15 protein-coding genes are annotated in these 17,241 nt (G+C 67.8%); 6 read left to right on the top strand and 9 right to left on the bottom strand.

Features of this window, described 5'->3' with window-relative positions:
* Positions 1-406: 406 nt before the first annotated feature.
* From AC06FA_RS06380 to AC06FA_RS06370, 3 genes are read right to left on the bottom strand one after another with little or no spacing between them, the layout of a single operon-like run.
* The gene (locus AC06FA_RS06380; RefSeq protein ID WP_478067574.1) at positions 407-616 is read right to left on the bottom strand and encodes a hypothetical protein; all 210 of its coding nucleotides are present in this window, start codon (positions 614-616) and stop codon (positions 407-409) included.
* The gene (locus AC06FA_RS06375) at positions 613-1,257 is read right to left on the bottom strand and encodes an RNA polymerase sigma factor (RefSeq protein WP_478067573.1); all 645 of its coding nucleotides are present in this window, start codon (positions 1,255-1,257) and stop codon (positions 613-615) included. Before AC06FA_RS06375 ends, AC06FA_RS06380 begins: the two co-directional genes overlap by 4 nt.
* Before the next feature lie 36 nt (positions 1,258-1,293).
* Positions 1,294-1,623, bottom strand: coding sequence for a hypothetical protein (locus tag AC06FA_RS06370; RefSeq protein ID WP_108754583.1), 330 nt, complete (start codon positions 1,621-1,623; stop codon positions 1,294-1,296).
* A 167-nt stretch (positions 1,624-1,790) separates the two neighbouring features.
* On the opposite strand from AC06FA_RS06370, the gene AC06FA_RS06365 reads away from it, so the two are divergent.
* From AC06FA_RS06365 to hemF, 5 genes are all read left to right on the top strand, one after another.
* Positions 1,791-4,157: a S9 family peptidase gene (locus AC06FA_RS06365; RefSeq protein WP_478067572.1), complete on the top strand. Its 2,367-nt coding sequence runs from the start codon at positions 1,791-1,793 to the stop codon at positions 4,155-4,157.
* Complete coding sequence (locus AC06FA_RS06360; RefSeq protein ID WP_478067571.1) at positions 4,154-4,573, top strand: NUDIX hydrolase; 420 nt, start codon at positions 4,154-4,156, stop codon at positions 4,571-4,573. Before AC06FA_RS06365 ends, AC06FA_RS06360 begins: the two co-directional genes overlap by 4 nt.
* Positions 4,574-4,607: 34 nt before the next feature.
* Positions 4,608-5,171 carry a hypothetical protein gene (locus AC06FA_RS06355; protein WP_478067570.1) on the top strand — a complete coding sequence of 188 codons (564 nt, stop codon included), beginning with the start codon at positions 4,608-4,610 and terminating at the stop codon, positions 5,169-5,171.
* A 142-nt stretch (positions 5,172-5,313) separates the two neighbouring features.
* Positions 5,314-6,960 (top strand): hypothetical protein, encoded by a 1,647-nt coding sequence (locus AC06FA_RS06350; RefSeq protein ID WP_478067569.1) that lies wholly within the window; start codon positions 5,314-5,316, stop codon positions 6,958-6,960.
* A 40-nt stretch (positions 6,961-7,000) separates the two neighbouring features.
* Positions 7,001-7,897: an oxygen-dependent coproporphyrinogen oxidase gene (gene hemF / locus AC06FA_RS06345; RefSeq protein WP_478067568.1), complete on the top strand. Its 897-nt coding sequence runs from the start codon at positions 7,001-7,003 to the stop codon at positions 7,895-7,897.
* Positions 7,898-8,132: 235 nt separating this feature from the next.
* Here hemF and AC06FA_RS06340 read toward each other — a convergent pair whose 3' ends face one another.
* On the bottom strand, positions 8,133-8,618 hold the full coding sequence (locus AC06FA_RS06340) for a DUF421 domain-containing protein (RefSeq protein WP_312707713.1): 486 nt from the start codon (positions 8,616-8,618) through the stop codon (positions 8,133-8,135).
* 337 nt (positions 8,619-8,955) lie between these two features.
* Positions 8,956-11,730: a DNA polymerase I gene (gene polA, locus AC06FA_RS06335; RefSeq protein ID WP_478067567.1), complete on the bottom strand. Its 2,775-nt coding sequence runs from the start codon at positions 11,728-11,730 to the stop codon at positions 8,956-8,958.
* An 86-nt stretch (positions 11,731-11,816) separates the two neighbouring features.
* On the opposite strand from polA, the gene AC06FA_RS06330 reads away from it, so the two are divergent.
* The gene (locus AC06FA_RS06330) at positions 11,817-12,101 is read left to right on the top strand and encodes a DUF2782 domain-containing protein (protein WP_108751337.1); all 285 of its coding nucleotides are present in this window, start codon (positions 11,817-11,819) and stop codon (positions 12,099-12,101) included.
* A 141-nt stretch (positions 12,102-12,242) separates the two neighbouring features.
* Here AC06FA_RS06330 and AC06FA_RS06325 read toward each other — a convergent pair whose 3' ends face one another.
* The 4 genes from AC06FA_RS06325 to AC06FA_RS06310 form a co-directional block, all read right to left on the bottom strand.
* Positions 12,243-12,689 carry a universal stress protein gene (locus AC06FA_RS06325; protein ID WP_108754591.1) on the bottom strand — a complete coding sequence of 149 codons (447 nt, stop codon included), beginning with the start codon at positions 12,687-12,689 and terminating at the stop codon, positions 12,243-12,245.
* A 131-nt stretch (positions 12,690-12,820) separates the two neighbouring features.
* On the bottom strand, positions 12,821-13,831 hold the full coding sequence (gene rtcA / locus AC06FA_RS06320; protein ID WP_478067566.1) for an RNA 3'-terminal phosphate cyclase: 1,011 nt from the start codon (positions 13,829-13,831) through the stop codon (positions 12,821-12,823).
* A gap of 57 nt (positions 13,832-13,888) precedes the next feature.
* A complete protein-coding gene (locus tag AC06FA_RS06315) occupies positions 13,889-15,115 on the bottom strand; it encodes an RtcB family protein (RefSeq protein WP_478067565.1) in 1,227 nt (408 codons plus the stop codon).
* 501 nt (positions 15,116-15,616) lie between these two features.
* Positions 15,617-17,164, bottom strand: a complete 1,548-nt coding sequence (locus tag AC06FA_RS06310) for a vWA domain-containing protein (protein ID WP_478067564.1) — start codon at positions 17,162-17,164, stop codon at positions 15,617-15,619.
* Between the last annotated feature and the right edge of the window lie 77 nt (positions 17,165-17,241).

Here is a 17,241-nt window from a genome sequence, read left to right as displayed (position 1 = left end):
ATCGCCGACCAAGGTCGGCCGCTACCAGTAAGTGGGCGCCGACCGAACCGCTCTGGTAGGTGCCAACCTTGGTTGGCACATCGCAAATCGCCGACCAAGGTCGGCCGCTACCAGTAAGTGGGCGCCGACCGACCCGCTCTGGTAGGTGCCAACCTTGGTTGGCACATCGCAAATCGCCGACCAAGGTCGGTCGCTACCAGTAAGTGGGCGCCAACCGACCCGCCCTGGTAGGCGCCAACCTTGGTTGGCACATCACAAATCGCCGACCAAGGTCGGCCGCTACCAGTAAGTGGGCGCCAACCGACCCGCCCTGGTAGGTGCCAACCTTGGTTGGCACACCCCAAATCGCCGACCAAGGTCGGCCGCTACCAGTGCGGGTAGCGCCGGGCCATGCCCGGCGGGGGCTTCACCGCCAGAAATACCAGGCGCCCGCTGCCAGCAACGCGCACACCAGCAGCACCTGTACCACCACGTAGCCCACGCCACTGTCGCGGGTTTCCGCCTGCAGCCGCTGCTGCAGCGCCTCGCTCACGTCGGGCGCCGCTGCTTCCTGCTCGCGCAGCGCCTGCGACAGCGCGCGCGCATCGGCATCGCGGGGGTCGTTGGCTTCGCTCACAGCAGCTCTCCGGCGGTGGCGCGTCGGGTCAGCTCCTGCTTCAGGGTCTGCCGTGCGCGGTACAGGTGGCTCTTGATGGTACCGCGTGGCAACCCGGTCACCTGCTCGATCTCGGCCAGGTCGAAATCCTCCAGGTAGTGCAGGCCCACGATCAGCCGTTGCGGCGCACTCAAGCGCTCCAGTGCCGCGCCCAGCTGGCGCCCGGCCTGCAGCGCCTCGCTCAGTTCCGCCGGGCCGGGGCCTTCGTCACCCACGCCCAGCTCCTCCGGCACCTCCACCGCCACCATCCACAGCGCCTCCAGACGCCGCCGGCGCAGGTACTGCAGCGCCGTGGTGTAGGCCACCCGCGAAACCCAGGTGCGCAGCGAGGATTCAAAGCGGAAGCGGTGCAGCTGGCGGAACACGGCCAGGAAGGTTTCCTGCAGCAGGTCGGCCACCTGGTCGCGGTCGCCGATCATGCGCCCGATCACGTGCGCGCAGGTGCGCTGATGGGCCTGCACCAGCTGCGCGAACGCCGGTTGTGAGCCGTCGATGATCGCCCGCACCAGCGCGCGGTCGTCATCGGCCTCCGGGGCGGGCGCCGCGCGGGCGTCGCGGCGTCGCCCCCGCAAGGCAGCCAGCGCTCCGCCCAGCAGGCTCATGCGCGGGGCGCCCCCTGTGCCCGTGGCATGCCCGCCTCAGCCCTTGCGCAGGGCCGGACGGGTGAAATGCCAGGCCAGCAGCTGGCCCAGCCCGGCACTGCCTGCCAGCGCCGCGGCCGCGCCAAAGGTCAGCTCGCGCGCGCCCATCGCCTCCAGCAGGCCCATCGCCACGGCCAGGCTGACCAGGCTGATGCCCCAGCGCAGCGCGCCCTGGCGGCGGCGTTCTTCTTCCAGCACCGCCAGCGAACGGATCACCTCCTCCGGCACGTGCGGGGCGACCAGCTTGCTGCGGGCGCGCGCATCGGCCAGGGCATGGATCGCATAGGCGATGCAGATGAAGAGGGTGATCGGGATGAGTTCCTGCATGGTCGGGCTCCTGTTCGGTGGATGATGCGGGTTCAGGAGATTGGATGCGCGAGGCCGGCGACCGGTTGCACCACTTTGCCAATCCCGCTGCCATGACCTGTGGCCCCCTCCCCCGGCGCGGGCGGCTGCTACCCTTGCCCGGTTTCCTCATCTGGTGCCGTCCGCCCATGTCCCGAGTGCTGCCCCTGTCCCTCCTGCTGTCGGCCATCCTGGCCGCACCGGCCGCGCATGCCGCGCCCACGCCCATCACCATCGAACAGGCCATGGCCGACCCGGACTGGATCGGTCCGCCGGTGGAAAAGGCCTGGTGGTCGTGGAACAGCCAGCAGGTGGAATACCAGCTCAAGCGCAATGGCAGCCCGGTGCGCGACACCTTCCGCCAGCCGCTGGCCGGTGGCGCCGCCGCGCAGGTGGCCGATGACCAGCGCGGCACTCTGGACGTGGCCGATCCGGTCTATGACCGTACCCGCAGCCGCAGCGCCTTCGTGCGCAATGGCGATGTGTTCGTGCGCGACCTGCGCAGCGGCGCGTTGACCCAGCTGACCCGCAGCAACGAGCGCGCCGCCGGGGTGAACTTCGCCGCCGACAACGGCGTGATCTGGCGCGTGGGCCAGAACTGGTTCCACTGGACCGCCGCCAGCGGCGTGCAGCAGGTGGCCAGCCTGAAGGCCGACAAGGACCCGGCCAGCAAGCCCAAGGATGACCTGCTGCGCGACCAGCAGCTGCGCACCCTGGAAACCCTGCGCCGCGACCGTGACCAGCGCGAAGCGCTGAAGGACCAGGACCAGCGCTGGCGCCAGGCCGACCCGACCCGCGCCGCCGCACCGGTCTACCTGGGCGCCGATGTGGAGATCGTCGACAGCCTGCTGTCGCCGGACCTGGGCCACCTGATCGTGGCGACCAAGGCCAAGGATTTCGACGACGGCCGCACCAGCAAGATGCCGCTGTACGTGACCGAATCGGGCTACGAGGAAAGCGAAGACACCCGCACCCGCGTCGGCCGCAACGGCTTCGAGCCGCACACCCTGTGGTTCGTGGACGTGCGCACCGGCAAGGCGCAGAAGCTGTCGCTGTCGGGCCTGCCGGGCATCGGCACCGACCCGCTGGCCGAGTTGCGCCGCAAGGCTGGCAAGGACGCGCTGAAGGGCGACCGCAGCGTGCAGGTGATGAGCGACTTCATGGGCGGCGGCATGCGCTGGAGCGCCGACGGCCAGCAGGCTGCGGTGATGCTGCGCGCCAACGACAACAAGGACCGCTGGATCGTCAGCGTGGGCAGCGACGGCCGCGTGCAGACCCGCCACCGGCTGACCGACAACGCGTGGATCAACTGGGGCTTCAACGATTTCGGCTGGATGGCCGACGGCCGCACGCTGTGGCTGCTTTCGGAAGAATCGGGCTACTCGCACCTGTACACCCAGGCCGGCACGGCCAAGCCGCAGGCGCTGACCGGCGGCAAGTGGGAAACCTCCGCGCCGGTGCTGTCGGCCGACGGCAAGGGCTTCTACTTCCTGTGCAACCAGCAGGCCCCGCACGACTATGAAGTCTGTGCCGTCGACACCGGCAGCCGCCAGGTGCGTGAGCTGACCAGCCTGAACGGCGTGGAAGACTTCTCGCTGTCGCCGGATGGCCAGCAGCTGCTGGTGCGGTATTCCGGCGCCTACCTGCCGCCGCAGCTGGCGGTGCTGCCGACCGCCGGTGGCCAGGCCCGCGTGCTGACCGACACCCGCACGGCCGAGTACAAGGCGCGCGAGTGGGTGCAGCCGAAGCTGGTGGCGGTGCCGTCCAAGCATGGCGCCGGCGTGGTCTGGGCGAAGTACTACGAACCCGAGCACAAGGAGCCGGGAAAGAAGTACCCGATCGTGATGTTCGTGCACGGCGCCGGCTACCTGCAGAACGTGCACCAGCGCTACCCGGCCTACTTCCGCGAGCAGATGTTCCACAACCTGCTGGTGGAGAAGGGCTACATCGTGCTGGACATGGACTACCGCGGCAGCGAGGGCTACGGCCGCGACTGGCGTACGGCCATCTACCGCAACATGGGCCACCCGGAACTGGAAGACTACAAGGACGGCCTGGACTGGCTGGTGGACACCCAGCAGGGTGACCGCGACCACGCCGGCATCTACGGCGGCTCCTACGGCGGCTTCATGACCTTCATGGCGCTGTTCCGTTCGCCGGGTACCTTCAAGGCCGGCGCCGCGCTGCGCCCGGTGGTGGACTGGAACAACTACAACCACGGCTACACCAGCAACATCCTGAACACCCCGGACATCGACCCGGAGGCGTACCGCACGTCCTCGCCCATCGAGTACGCGCAGAACCTGCAGGACAACCTGCTGATCGCCCACGGCATGATGGATGACAACGTGTTCTTCCAGGATTCGGTGCACCTGACCCAGCGCCTGATCGAACTGCACAAGGACAACTGGTCCATCGCGCCGTACCCGCTGGAACGCCACGGCTACACCCGTGCCGATTCCTGGCTGGACCAGTACAAGCGCATCCTCAAGCTGTTCGAGCAGAACCTGAAGTGAGCGACGCCGCGGCCACGATCCAGATCGTGGCCGCGGTCATCCTGGATGACCGCGGCCGGGCGCTGGTGGTGCGCAAGCACGGCGCCCAGCGCTTCATCCAGCCCGGTGGCAAGCCCGAGCCCGGCGAAGCGGCGCTGATCGCGCTGGCGCGCGAACTGCACGAGGAACTGGGCGTGCAGCTGCAGCGTGATTCGGCCCTCGCGCTGGGCCGCTTCCAGGACTGGGCGGTGAACGAACCCGGCCATCGGGTGCAGGCCGATGCCTGGTGGGTACGGGTGGCGGGCACGCCCCGCGCGCAGGCCGAAATTGCCGAACTGGCCTGGGTGCCGCTGCAGCCGCCGCACGGCCTGCCCTTGGCACCCTTGAGTGAACACCATATCCTGCCGGCGGTCGCCGCCCTGGCGACGGCCCGCTGACCTGGCGGGCGCCATCGCAGCGCAAGGACACCGGATGTCTCCCTCCATTCCCGATCTTCCCTCGCCGGCCGCGGCCCCACGCAACAGCTGGGTCACACCGCTGGCACAGGGCTCGTTCTGGCTGTGCCTGTTGATGGTGGTCTACTTCCTGGGCCAGGCCGCGGTGGCGGCCGTGCTGGCGCCGACCGCGCTGTGGCAGGCGCTGGTGAAGCTGGCCTGGGAAAACCAGCTGGATGGCAGCCTGCTGTGGATGCTCGCGCATCCGGTGGCGACGTCCCTGATCGCTGCGCTGCTGTGCCTGGGCTCCACCCTGGCCAGCTGGGGCCTGTGGCGCGAGCGCCGCTGGGGCCTGTGGGCCTTCGTGTGGGCGCTGGGCTTGAGCGCACTGGCCAACTTCGTCATCACCTGGTGGCTGGATGTGGTGATGGTCCAGTTCATCGGGCTGACCGCCAACGATGCGGACCTGCAGCAGCAGCTGCAGGTGCAACGCCTGCTGATGACGCTCACGCTGCTGGGAACGTCGGTGCTGTTCGCCGGCCTGCAGGGCTGGCTGGGCTGGCGCCTGCTGCGCCCGGACATCCGCGCGCGGTTCCGCTGAAACGCTGGCTGCGGGCGTTTTTGACGCGAACGACCTGCCCAGCGCAGACACCGTGACCGCAGGACAAGCGTTCCAGCGGGTTTGATTGCGGATCGGATCGGGCTGGCTATCTTGGCTCGCGTCTTTCTGCCCTGGCCTCTGAATGTCTGCTTTCGCCCCGCGCATCCTGCTTCCGCGCTGCTTCGCCTTGCTGTTCCTGTTGCTCTGCGCCCAATACGGCGTCGCATCCGGTCTGCCACGCTGCGGCGTTTTCGAGGCCGAGGGCGGCGGCAACCAGCTGCGCGTGGACGGCCCTGACCGCGGGGTTGAGAAAGGCCGCTACGTATCCGATCGCCCTTTCGTCGTGCAGAGCATTGAGGGCAGACTCCATCTCGTTGATCTCACCTTCGGCCTGGCCTCTGAGCTGGACGTCCAGCGAGGTGGTCGCGTGCTGCAGCAGGGCAACACCCGCTACCGGCTGACCCAGTCGACGGCATGCCTGCCCCCGGTCGAACATGCGCCGGGCAGCTGCCTGGCAGATGCCCAGCACTGCCTCGACACCCACCGTGACTTGAGTCTGCCGGCGCTGGAATCGGCCTGCGCCGAGGGCGTTCCGCGGTTGTGCCAGCGCCTGCCTGAGCACTACCGCGAAGAGGACCGGGCTCCCGACAGCGATACGCCGACCGAAGCACAGATCGCCGTGATACAGGCCACCATGGAAAAAGCCATGGCGGAAATGGATTTCCCCCGCCAGTGTCGCGACGATGATCCTGCGGCGGACGCCGACGCCTGTACTGCAATCCTGGAAACGCGGCCCGAGCTTGTCGAGGCAGTGGGAGTGGCCATTCGCACAGCCTCGATGGCGGCCAGCATGGTCGAACTGTTCTCGCCTGCCGCCAAGCCCCCGTTGTCCGACGCGCGACTGCAGCGCCTGCAGGGGCTGTGCACGCAGGTGGGTGAAAGTGGTTTCTGCGGCGATGTCGCCAAGCTGCAGTGGACCGCCGGCCACCTGCAGGAAGGCCGCGCGGCCCTGCAGGTCGCCTGCGACGGCGGCGACGAGACGTCCTGTCGGCAGGCGGCTGCACTGCTGCAGTTGGGCGCGGACCTGGTGCCGCAGGCCGCCACCGCCGTGCCCTGCGGCCATTACGTCGCCTCGGGCGGGCTGTTGGACGAACTGACGTTCGGCGACGGTGGAATGGTGGACGTCGGCTTCGGCTCGCGGGTACGCGCACGTGTGCAGGACGGCCAGATCCGCATGCGCCACGAGCTAGGGGGTGACTACATGCTGCAATCTTTGGCCAACGGTGATCTGCTGGGGCTGGACGACGCGATGCGTTTCGAGCGCTTCCAGCGGCAGCCGGGCCATGCCCAGTGCAGCGTGCCGCGGGTGTTCAATGAAGTGCCGCTCCCGCTGGATTGCCCGCGCGCGTCGATCGATGGCGAAGCCGAAGCCTGCTGCGCCGCTGGCAGGATGCAGGGCTGCAATGTGCTGGGCAGCCGCGCCGCGTTGGGTGGGAAGTGGGTCGAGGCCAGCCAGCACTACCGGAAGGTCTGCGAGGCCGGCATCCGCGAAGGCTGCGAGAATCTGGTCAGCCTGATGGAAAACAGCAGCAGTGTGGACGTCCGCCCCATGCTTGAGGCTGTCTGCGAGGCCGATGGCAGTGGCCGCCACGTGGCGTGTGACGTGCTGGCAACCCGCAACTGGGGGTTGCTGCAGTTCGGGCAGGCTCTGGAGCGTGCTGTGGAGGAGCAGGCCGCAGGCGAGGACCGGAGCGGACCGACCCCGCGCACCCCCAATCACAAGCAATGAGGGAGCTTTCCCGCGCGGGCGCTGCGGTAAAGTACGCGGCATGAACGAATTCGAGCGCGTGCGCGCCTACCTGACCGACCTGCAGGACCGCATCTGTGCGGCGATCGAAGCCGCCGATGGCAGCGCGCGCTTCCAGGAAGACCTGTGGCAGCGTGCCGAGGGCGGTGGCGGACGCACCCGCGTGCTGCGCGATGGCGCCGTGTTCGAGCAGGCCGGCATCGGCTTTTCCGATGTGTGTGGCAGCCGCCTGCCGCCGTCGGCCTCGGCCAACCGGCCGGAACTGGCCGGCGCGTCCTGGCGCGCCACCGGTGTGTCGCTGGTGTTCCATCCGCTCAATCCCCACGTGCCCACCACCCATGCCAACGTGCGCTTCTTCCAGGCGCAGCGCGACGGCGAAGTGGTGGCCAGCTGGTTCGGTGGCGGCTTCGACCTGACCCCGTTCTACCCGCAGGACGAAGACGTGCAGCACTGGCACGGCGTGGCCCGCGACCTGTGCGCGCCGTTCGGTGAAGAACGCTACCCCGCCCACAAGCGCTGGTGCGACGAGTACTTCTTCCTGCGGCATCGCAACGAAACGCGCGGCGTGGGCGGGCTGTTCTTCGACGACCTGCACGGCGATTTCGAACGCGATTTCGACTACCTGCGCGCGGTGGGCGATGGTTTCCTGCAGGCCTACCTGCCGATCGTGCAGCGCCGCAAGGATGCCGCCTACGGCGAACGCGAACGCGAGTTCCAGCTGTACCGTCGCGGCCGCTACGTGGAATTCAACCTGGTCTACGACCGCGGCACCCTGTTCGGGTTGCAGAGCGGTGGCCGCAGCGAAAGCATCCTGATGAGCCTGCCGCCGCGCGTGCGCTGGGAATACGGGTTCACCCCGGAAGCCGGCAGCGCCGAGGCACGCCTGGCCGATTACCTGGTGCCGCGCGACTGGGTGTAACGCCATGCCGCAATGCCCGTAGAGTCGAGCTTGCTCGACTGCTGTTCGCATTGCGCCAAGAGCAGTCGAGCAAGCTCGACTCTACCGGAGCGGGGCGCAAGGTCGAGCACGCGACATTGCGAAAGCGGGCACCACAGTCGGCACGCGCGACATTGCGAAAGCGGGCACCACGGTCGGGCGCGCGCGACATTGCGAAAGCGGGCACCACGGTCGGCACGCGCGATATGGCGCGGTATCACGCGGCCGCTTTCTGCCGCGGGATGATGGTGATGTGGCCGTTGTTCTCCAGCAGCGCCAGGGCGACTTCATCCACCCCCAGGCAGCCCTGCTGGCGCAATGCGGCTTCCACATCGGCGCGAGTGACCTGTTCACGGCGCAGCACGCTGTCGAACAGCCGGCCGTCGCGTGCAATCACCACCGGTTCGCCTTCGATCAGCCGCTCCATGCGGCGGCTGCGCGTGGTCAGCCAGCCCACGGCGTAGTTCAACAGGATCAGCGTGGCCGCCAGCAGCAGGCCACCGCCCAGTGAAGTATCACTGCCCAGCAAGGCGTTCTGTACGGCGTTGCCCAGCAGCACGATCAGCAGCACGTCGAACGGGGTGATCTGCCCCAGCGCGCGCTTGCCGCCCAGCCGCACCATGCCCAGTACCACGGTGTAGACCACCACCGCGCGCAGGATGAACTCCCACCAGGGCATCGCCAGTGCGAACAGATCGTGCATTGCCGGTTCCCCTGCGGAGCGATGGCCCAGCCTAGCACCTGGGGTCAGATCCGCCGGTTTCCGGCGGCACAAATAAAAAGCCCCGCTGACCAGGGGGAGGTCAACGGGGCCGGGGAACGGGCGCTTGGGGAGGAGCCCCCGTTCCGAGATCTGCTCCAGGGGATGGGAGAGATCCACAACAGGCGTTGCGCCTGTCGAGAGTTATAGAAACACCCCGAACACTAACGGTTCGTGAAGGGCGCCCATTTAATCGTGCGCCCCTCCGGAAACATTCATCTTCGAGTCAGAAAATGCCCTGAAATGAATGAATTCACGTCGTTAAAGGCCGAAATGCGACTCAGTGCGCTTCGTCCCAGTTGCTGCCAACCCCGGTATCGACCACCAGCGGTACCCGCAACTGTGCCGCTTGCGACATGTGTTCGACCACGTGCTTACGCAATTCCTCCGTGAAACCGGCCTCGCTTTCGAAAACCAGTTCATCGTGCACCTGCAGGATCATCCGCGCCGGTGCCCTGCTGTCGCGCAGCCACTGGTCCACGGACACCATCGCCCGCTTGATGATGTCTGCGGCGGTGCCCTGCATGGGGGCGTTGATGGCCGCGCGTTCGGCGCCGGCGCGCAAGCCCTGGTTGCGGGCGTTGATGTCGTTCAGGTACAGGCGGCGGCCGAACAGGGTTTCCACGTAGCCCTGCTCGCGCGCCTGCTGGCGCATGCGCTCCATGAAGTCACGCACGCCCGGGTAGCGGCTGAAGTACAGCGCCACGTAGTCCTGCGCCTGACCGCGGTCGATGCCCAGGTTGCGGGCCAGGCCGAAGGCGCTCATGCCGTACATCAGGCCGAAGTTGATGGCCTTGGCGGCGCGGCGCTCGTTGGGCGTCACCTCGTCCAGCGCGCGGCCGAACACTTCCGCGGCGGTGGCGCGGTGCACGTCGGCGCCCTGTTCGAAAGCGCGCACCAGGCCCGGGTCTTCGGACAGGTGGGCCATGATCCGCAGTTCGATCTGCGAATAGTCGGCTGCCAGCAGCTGGCAGCCCTCCGGGGCGACGAACGCGCGGCGGATGCGGCGGCCATCGTCGGTGCGGATCGGAATGTTCTGCAGGTTCGGGTCGGACGAGGACAGACGGCCGGTGGCGGCGCCGGACTGGTGGTAGCTGGTATGCACGCGACCGGTATCCGGGTTGACCATCTCCGGCAGCTTGTCGGTATAGGTGCTGCGCAGCTTGGCCAGGCCGCGGTACTCCAGGATCACCCGCGGCAGTTCGTGCTGGTCGGCAATGGCCTCCAGCGCCTCCTCGTTCGTGCTGGGCTGGCCCTTCGGCGTCTTCACCACCGCCGGCAGCTTCAGCTCGTCGAACAGCACGGCCTGCAACTGCTTGGGCGAATCCAGGTTGAAGCTGCGGCCGGCCAGCTCGGTGGCCTTCTGCTGCGCGGCCAGCATGCGCGAGGACAGGTCCTGGCTCTGCCGGCGCAGTTCGGCGGTGTCGATGTGCACGCCGTTGGCTTCGATGGTGGTCAGCACCGGCACCAGCGGCATCTCGATGCTGCGGTAGACGCTGTCCAGGCTCGGTTCGGCCAGCAGCTGCGGGCGCAGCGCATGGTGCAGGCGCAGGGTGATGTCGGCGTCCTCGGCCGCGTAGCGGCTGGCTTCGTCGATACCGACCTGCGAGAACGGAATCTGCTTGGCGCCCTTGCCGGCCACGTCCTCGAACTTGATGGTGTTGTAGCCCAGGTAGCGCAGCGCCAGCGAATCCATGTCGTGGCGGGTGGCCGTGGAATTGAGCACGAAGCTCTCAAGCATGGTGTCGTCGTGGTAGCCCCGCACGTCCACGCCATGGCGGCGCAGCACGTGCAGGTCGTACTTGCCGTGCTGGCCCAGCTTCTTCTTCGCCGGGTCCTGCAGCAGCGGGCGCAGCGCGTCCAGCACCTGCTGCAGCGGCAGCTGTGCCGGGGCACCGGGGTAGTCGTGGCCGAGCGGAATGTAGGCCGCCTTGCCCGGCTCCACCGCCAGGCTGATGCCGACCAGGCGCGCACGCATCGCGTCCAGCGCATCGGTTTCGGTATCGAAGCTGATCAGCTCGGCCTGCTGCAGGCGCTGCACCCAGGCCTGCAGCTGTTCGTCGGTCACCACGGTTTCGTACTCGCCGGGCGCGGACAGGGCCGGGTCCAGCTCACCGGCGGCGGGCGCTTCGGCGCTGCCGCGGGCGAAACCGGCGGCGGTGCCGCGCAGGCTGGGGGTGGCTTCGCTGGCGGCGGCCGGGGCCGGCAGCGGCCCACCCAGTTCCTTCAGCGCCTGGGTGAAGCCGTAGCGTGCGTACAGTTCGGACAGCACCGGCACGTCCTGATCACGCATGGCCAGCGTGGTCGGGCTCGCCTCCAGTTCCACATCGGTGCGGATGGTCACCAGTTCGCGGTTCAACGGCAGGCGATCCAGCGCGGCGCGAAGGTTCTCGCCGATCTTGCCCTTCATCGTGGGCGCGGCCGCCATCACGCCGTCCAGCGTCTGGTATTCGGCCAGCCACTTGGCCGCGGTCTTCGGCCCGCACTTCTCCACACCCGGGACGTTGTCCACGGTGTCGCCCATCAGTGCCAGCAGGTCGATGATCTGGTCGGCGCGCACGCCGAACTTGTCCATCACCGCCGCATCGGAATCCATGCGGCTGCCGGTCATGGTGTTCACCAGTTCGATGCCCGGGCGCACCAGCTGGGCGAAATCCTTGTCGCCGGTGGAAATGGTCACCTTCAGGTCCTGCGCCACGCCCTGCAGGGCCAGCGTGCCGATCACATCGTCGGCCTCCACGCCGGGAATGCGCAGGATGCTGATGCCCAGCGCTTCGACGATGCGGCACATCGGTTCCACCTGGCTGCGCAGGTCGTCGGGCATGGGCGGGCGGTTGGCCTTGTACTGGTCGTACAGGTCATCGCGGAAGGTCTTGCCCGGCGCATCCACGACGAAGGCGACGTACGCGGGGCGCTCCTTCAGCGTGGACCGCAGCATGTTGACCACGCCGAACAGCGCGCCGGTGGGTTCACCCTGTGCATTGGACAGGGGCGGCAGCGCGTGGAACGCGCGGTACAGGTAACTGGACCCGTCGATCAGGACTAATCTGCTCATGCGGCGATTCTACGCGCCCACGCCTGCACGGCGGCGACACGGTGATGGGGCATAATCAAGACCCGATCCAGGCAAAGGCCCTGCCGATGAAGACCCTGATGCTGGCGTCCGTGCTCCTGCTTGCTGGCTGCGCCAGCATGGGCGGTGCCGGCGCTCCCCCGGTGGACGTGAAGGGTGCCGAAGTGTCCAGCCGCACCATGGACAACGGCGATACCATCGAGGAGTACCGCGTGTCCGGCCAGCTGCGCATGGTCAAGGTCACCCCGTCGCGGGGCGCACCGTTCTACATGTATGACCGGAACGGCGACGGCCGCATGGACAACGACAAGGATGGCGTGTCGCCGGTGTACTGGAAGCTGTACAGCTGGTGATGCAGCGCGGGGTCGGATCCCTTTCCGCAGGAACGGGCTCTGACCCCATCAGCGGCATCGGCCCGGCCCAACCGCACAAAAGATGACGCCGGTACGCATCCTGCGCACCGGCGTCGGTCCCCTCCCCGGGAACGCGTGAATTCAGCGGATGACCAGCACCGGCAGCGAGCTGCGCGCCAGCACTTCGGCGGTCTGGCTGCCCAGCAGCACCCGGGTCACCCCGCGGCGGCCGTGCGAGGTCATCACGATCAGGTCGCTGTTGCGATCAGCGGCGGTTTCGATGATGCCGTCGGCCGCATAGCGGTCCAGCACATGCACCGGGTTGGCCTTGATGCCCTGCTCGGCAGCCTTGGCCAGCGCCGGCTGCAGCACCTTCTGTGCCCCTTCCTCGCGGTCGGCCTTGTACTCGGGGCTGTTCATGTAGCCCACGCTCCAGCCCATGGCGTCGTACATGCCGACCGCCCACGGCTCGGACACCGTCACGATATCGACCTCGGCGTTGAGGTCCTTGGCCAGCTCCAGGCCCTTGGCCAGGCCCTTGTCGGCCAGCTCGGAACCGTCGGTGGCGATCAGGATGCGCGTGTACATGGTAGGGCTCCGTGGCGATCTGCCGAATGGGAACACCACCATTACACAGCCGATGTGCACGCCGTGCCTTGAGCAGGATCAATGCGCGGAGTTGACGCCCGCCGGGCATGGCCCGGCGAGCCCCAGGCTGGCTACGCCTCGACGGTCACCCGCCAGGCCCCCTCGTGGGGCTGCCAGTCGAATTCCACCGGCAGGAACTTCTCGATCAGCCGCGCATTGCTGGCCAAGTGGTCGCTGATGACATGGGTGGTGAAGCTTCCACCACCGGCCAACGCCATCGGCAACAGCAGCTGGTCGGACAGGTATTCCCCCACATAGCCATTGCCCTGCAGGTACTGCTGCACGCGTGCGGCCAGGCGTGCACCCACCTGCTCGGCGCTCAGTCCGCGCTCGCCGTGGCCATCGAATACTTCCACATGGTGGCCGTGCTGCACGCGCACCAGGGCGACGTTGCCCGGCCCCAGCGCCGGACGGATCGACTGCACGTGACGCGGGTGCGCGTCGACACCCAAGGTGTCGGCCAGCACCTGCAGCTCGCGCAGGCCAATGCCGCTGGACAGCCCCGACATCAGCACCTGGGCCTGCACCGACTGCAGCACCGGGCGCTGCTCGAAGCACGGCACCTGCAACGCCGCGCAGGGCTGTACCTGCACCTCGATCACACCACCCCCGGCGGGATGGAAACCGTGCTGCAGCAGCTGCATCGAGGCCTGCACGCCCATGCCTGCCAATGACGGCAGGTAGCTGTCGGCAATGAAGTCGGCGCTGGGCGCCAGCGGATTGTGGGTGCCACCTTCCAGCCGCAGGCGCGAGGGCTGTTGCGCACGCCACAGTGCCGGCAGCACGGTCTGCAATACCAGCGTGGCCGAACCGGCACTGCCGGTGGCGAAGTGGTAGTCGCCAGCGGTCACCACGCCCGGCTCGAAGCGCAGGGTGGTGGCACCCAGCGCAGCGCCGTGCGTGCAGGCGTTACCGACCCGCGCGGCCGCGTTCACGGCAGTCAGGTGCTGGCGCATCAAGCCCGGCTTGCGCCGGATCGCGCGGATGTTCTGCAGGGTGAAGCCAATGCCGGTGCACAGGCTCAGGGCCGAGCGCAGCAGCTGCCCGCCGCCATGCCCGCCATCAAGTTCAATCATGTCCATGTGTAGGTTCCTCCATCCCGCCGCGCGCGACGCAGTGTACGCCGCGCGCGGCCCGCTTCATCCCTTCACGCACACCACCTGGCGCAGCGTGTGCACGATCTCGACCAGATCGCGCTGGGCCTCCATCACCGCCTCGATCGGCTTGTAGGCCGCCGGCGATTCATCCACCACCTCCGCATCCTTGCGGCATTCCACGTGCGCGGTGGCCTTGGCGTGCTCATCCACGGTAATCAGCTTGCGCGCCTGGGTACGGCTCATCACGCGGCCGGCGCCGTGGCTGCAGCTGTGGAAGCTGTCCTCGTTGCCCAGCCCGCGCACGATGAAGCTCTTGGCACCCATGCTGCCCGGAATGATGCCCAGCTCGCCCTTGCGCGCACTGACCGCGCCCTTGCGGGTCAGCATCACTTCCTTGCCGAAGTGGGTCTCGCGGTTCACGTAGTTGTGGTGGCAGTTCACCGCCTCGGCCTGGGCCTCGAACGGCTTGCTGATGACCGTGCGCACGGCCGCCACCACGTTGCGCATCATCACCTCGCGGTTCATGCGTGCGAAGCGCTGCGCCCACTCCACTGCGAACACGTAATCGCCGTAGTGCTGGCTGCCCTCGGGCAGGTACGCCAGGTCCTGGTCGGGCAGGTTGATCATCCAGCGGCGCATTTCCTGCTTGGCCAGTTCGATGAAGTAGGTGCCGATGGCATTGCCCACGCCACGCGAACCGGAGTGCAGCATGAACCACACGCGCTGGTCCTGGTCCAGGCACACTTCCACGAAGTGGTTGCCGGTGCCCAGGGTGCCCAGGTGCTTGAGGTTGTTGGTGTTCTTCAGGCGCGGGTGGCGCTCGCAGATCAGCGCGAAGTCATCCACCAGCTGCTTCCAGCCTTCGATGGCCAGCTCCGGCGGCGTATCCCAGCTGCCCTTGTCACGGCCACCGCGGGTCACGCTGCGGCCGTGCGGCACCGCGCGTTCGATCGCGCTGCGCACCGCCGACAGGTTGTCCGGCAGGTCGCTGGCATCCAGCGTGGTACGCACGGCCATCATGCCGCAGCCGATATCCACGCCCACCGCGGCGGGAATGATGGCGCCCACGGTCGGCACCACTGAACCCACGGTCGCGCCCTTGCCCAGGTGCACGTCGGGCATCACCGCAATCCACTTGTGGATGAACGGCAGGCGCGCGATGTTCTGCAGCTGTTCGCGTGCCTGGTCTTCCAGCGGCACGCCGCGCGTCCACAGCTTGATGGGTGCAGCGCCGGGCTGCTGGATCACGTCATGGTTCATCGTGGTCATGGTGATGTTTCCTTTCATCCAATACAAAAACAAAGAAGGTGCGGTGACAAAGGTGGCCGAACGCACCACCTGCCGCGTTGCCGTGGCAGGTGGCCGGGACTTGAACCCGACCCCGAAGGGTTTCCGATGTAGTTCGGCCGGCATTCCCCGCGCAACGAAAGCGAAGGTGCCGGTACTGCGACGAGAGGGGAGGAACATCCTGCTCTACCACTGAGCTACCGCTGCGTTGCCGCAGCGGGCGGGATTCGAACCCGCGACCTGGAGCGTCATAAGCTGTAGTTCCTCCGGCATTCGCAGTGCCGGCGTTGAAACAGGTGCGGTGACAAAAGGGGTGGAACGTCTCTTTCCCCACATCCGGCAGGAAAGGCGGGACTTGAACCCGACCCCGAAGGGACAACCAATGTAGTTCCACCAGCATTCACCGCAAAAACTCGAATTCCGGATCCCTGCCCGGCGGGCCCCATTGCCCGCCGGGCGGTTCCTGGCGACATCCGTGCCGCCTTACAACGTCATGTCCTGGATGCGCTGCACCCAGCCACTGCCATCGACCGGTGCCTGCGCGTACTGGCCCAGCAGATCGAACACGGCATCGCTGAAGCCACCGATGTGCAGCACGTCCTCGCGCTGCACGGTCTGGCTGCTGGCCACCGGCTGCAGGTCGATGCACACCAGCCGTGCCTGCGGGCAGCGCTGCTTCAGCACCTCCCACGCCTGCATCGTGGCCGTCGCACCGCCCTGGCGGGTGTCACGCCAGCTCTCGTTGTCCGACACCAGCACCAGCAGATCGACCTGTTCGCGGCGACGATTGAGGTATTGCAGCGGCGCGCTGACCGCGGTGCCACCGCCGTTGATCGCCAACTGCTGGGCCAGGGTCATCACGCTGTCGCGCGGGTTCAGCCGCACCGGCCGCACCTCGGTATCGAACGGCAGCACGGTGGCCTGCGGCTGACCGCGCAGCACACAGGCCGCGATCAGCGCCGCCACGTCCACACAGCGCACCGACGTACTGGCGCCCTTGCGGTAGCCGGTCAGCGGCCACTGCATGGACCCGGACACGTCCACCGCAACCACCACCCGCCCCGGCAGCACCGGCACCGATGCCGTGGCGATCTCCATGGCATCCTGCAGTGCTTCCAGGATCGGCAACGGCAGGCCCTTGCCGGCGTGGAAGGCCATCAGCAGCTGGTATGGCAGCACCCGCGAACGACGTACCTGCTGCGGGTCACGCAGCCGCGCGGCGATCAGCTCCACCATCGCCGCATCGTTGAACACGCCGTTATGGGCGAACGTGTTGAGGTTCATCCGCATCGACTGCCACGACGCGCTGCGCGCCAGCGCCGACCACTGCGCTGCATCCAGCGGCAGCGTGCTGAAGTACTGGAACGGCAGCTCCGGCGGCAGTCCCTGCGGGTCACGCTTGAACGCCTCGTACGCCTGCACCCGTGCCGGCAGCTGCGCCTCGTCATACGGCCGACCGACGATCCACGCATACAGCGCCTTGCGCTCGGCATTGGCCGGCTTGGGGTGCACCATGCGGATCAGGTCGGCCAGCGACGGCTGCTGGCCGATGGCTGCATGCAGCAGCGTCTGCACCGGCGCCTGCTGGATCCACTCACGCACCAGACGCTTGGGCAGCGAGCCCAGCGAACGGCGGCCGATCTGGCCGCTGCGCATGATCTGCACGAAGGTGCGCAGCTGGCGACCGTTGTCGATCACCCGCGGGAACACCTTGGCGAAGACCTCGGCGTTGCGCAGGCTGAGCACCGCCAGCAGCAGCGCCGGCATGTCCTTCATGTGCGCCACCTGGCGGGCGTACACCGCCGTGCGTGCCACGAAGTCCGGATCGACCTGCGCGGCCAGCGCCAGCACCTGCTGCAGCTGCGCGTCGGCGTTGCTGTAGAAGGTGTTGTTGAGGCAGCCGGTGGCCGCATACAGGGCCAGCGCAGCGCGGGGGTCGCGGCGGTAGGCCAGGCCACCGGCTTCATTGACGGTGGTGGCCGGCGGCAGCGACCCGGCACGCGGGGTGGAGAAGAGCGTCAGGTTGGCCATCGTGGTGTCCTCGGCGGGAACGGCCCGCTTCGTGTCTTGCCTGGTATAGAGCAATGGCCGTGCCAACTTTTTCGCAA

The sequence above is a fragment of the Stenotrophomonas sp. Steno-C17 genome (assembly GCF_056393165.1).
Note: the sequence above shows the minus strand (reverse complement) of the source record. Positions and strands in the feature narration are given on the sequence as shown.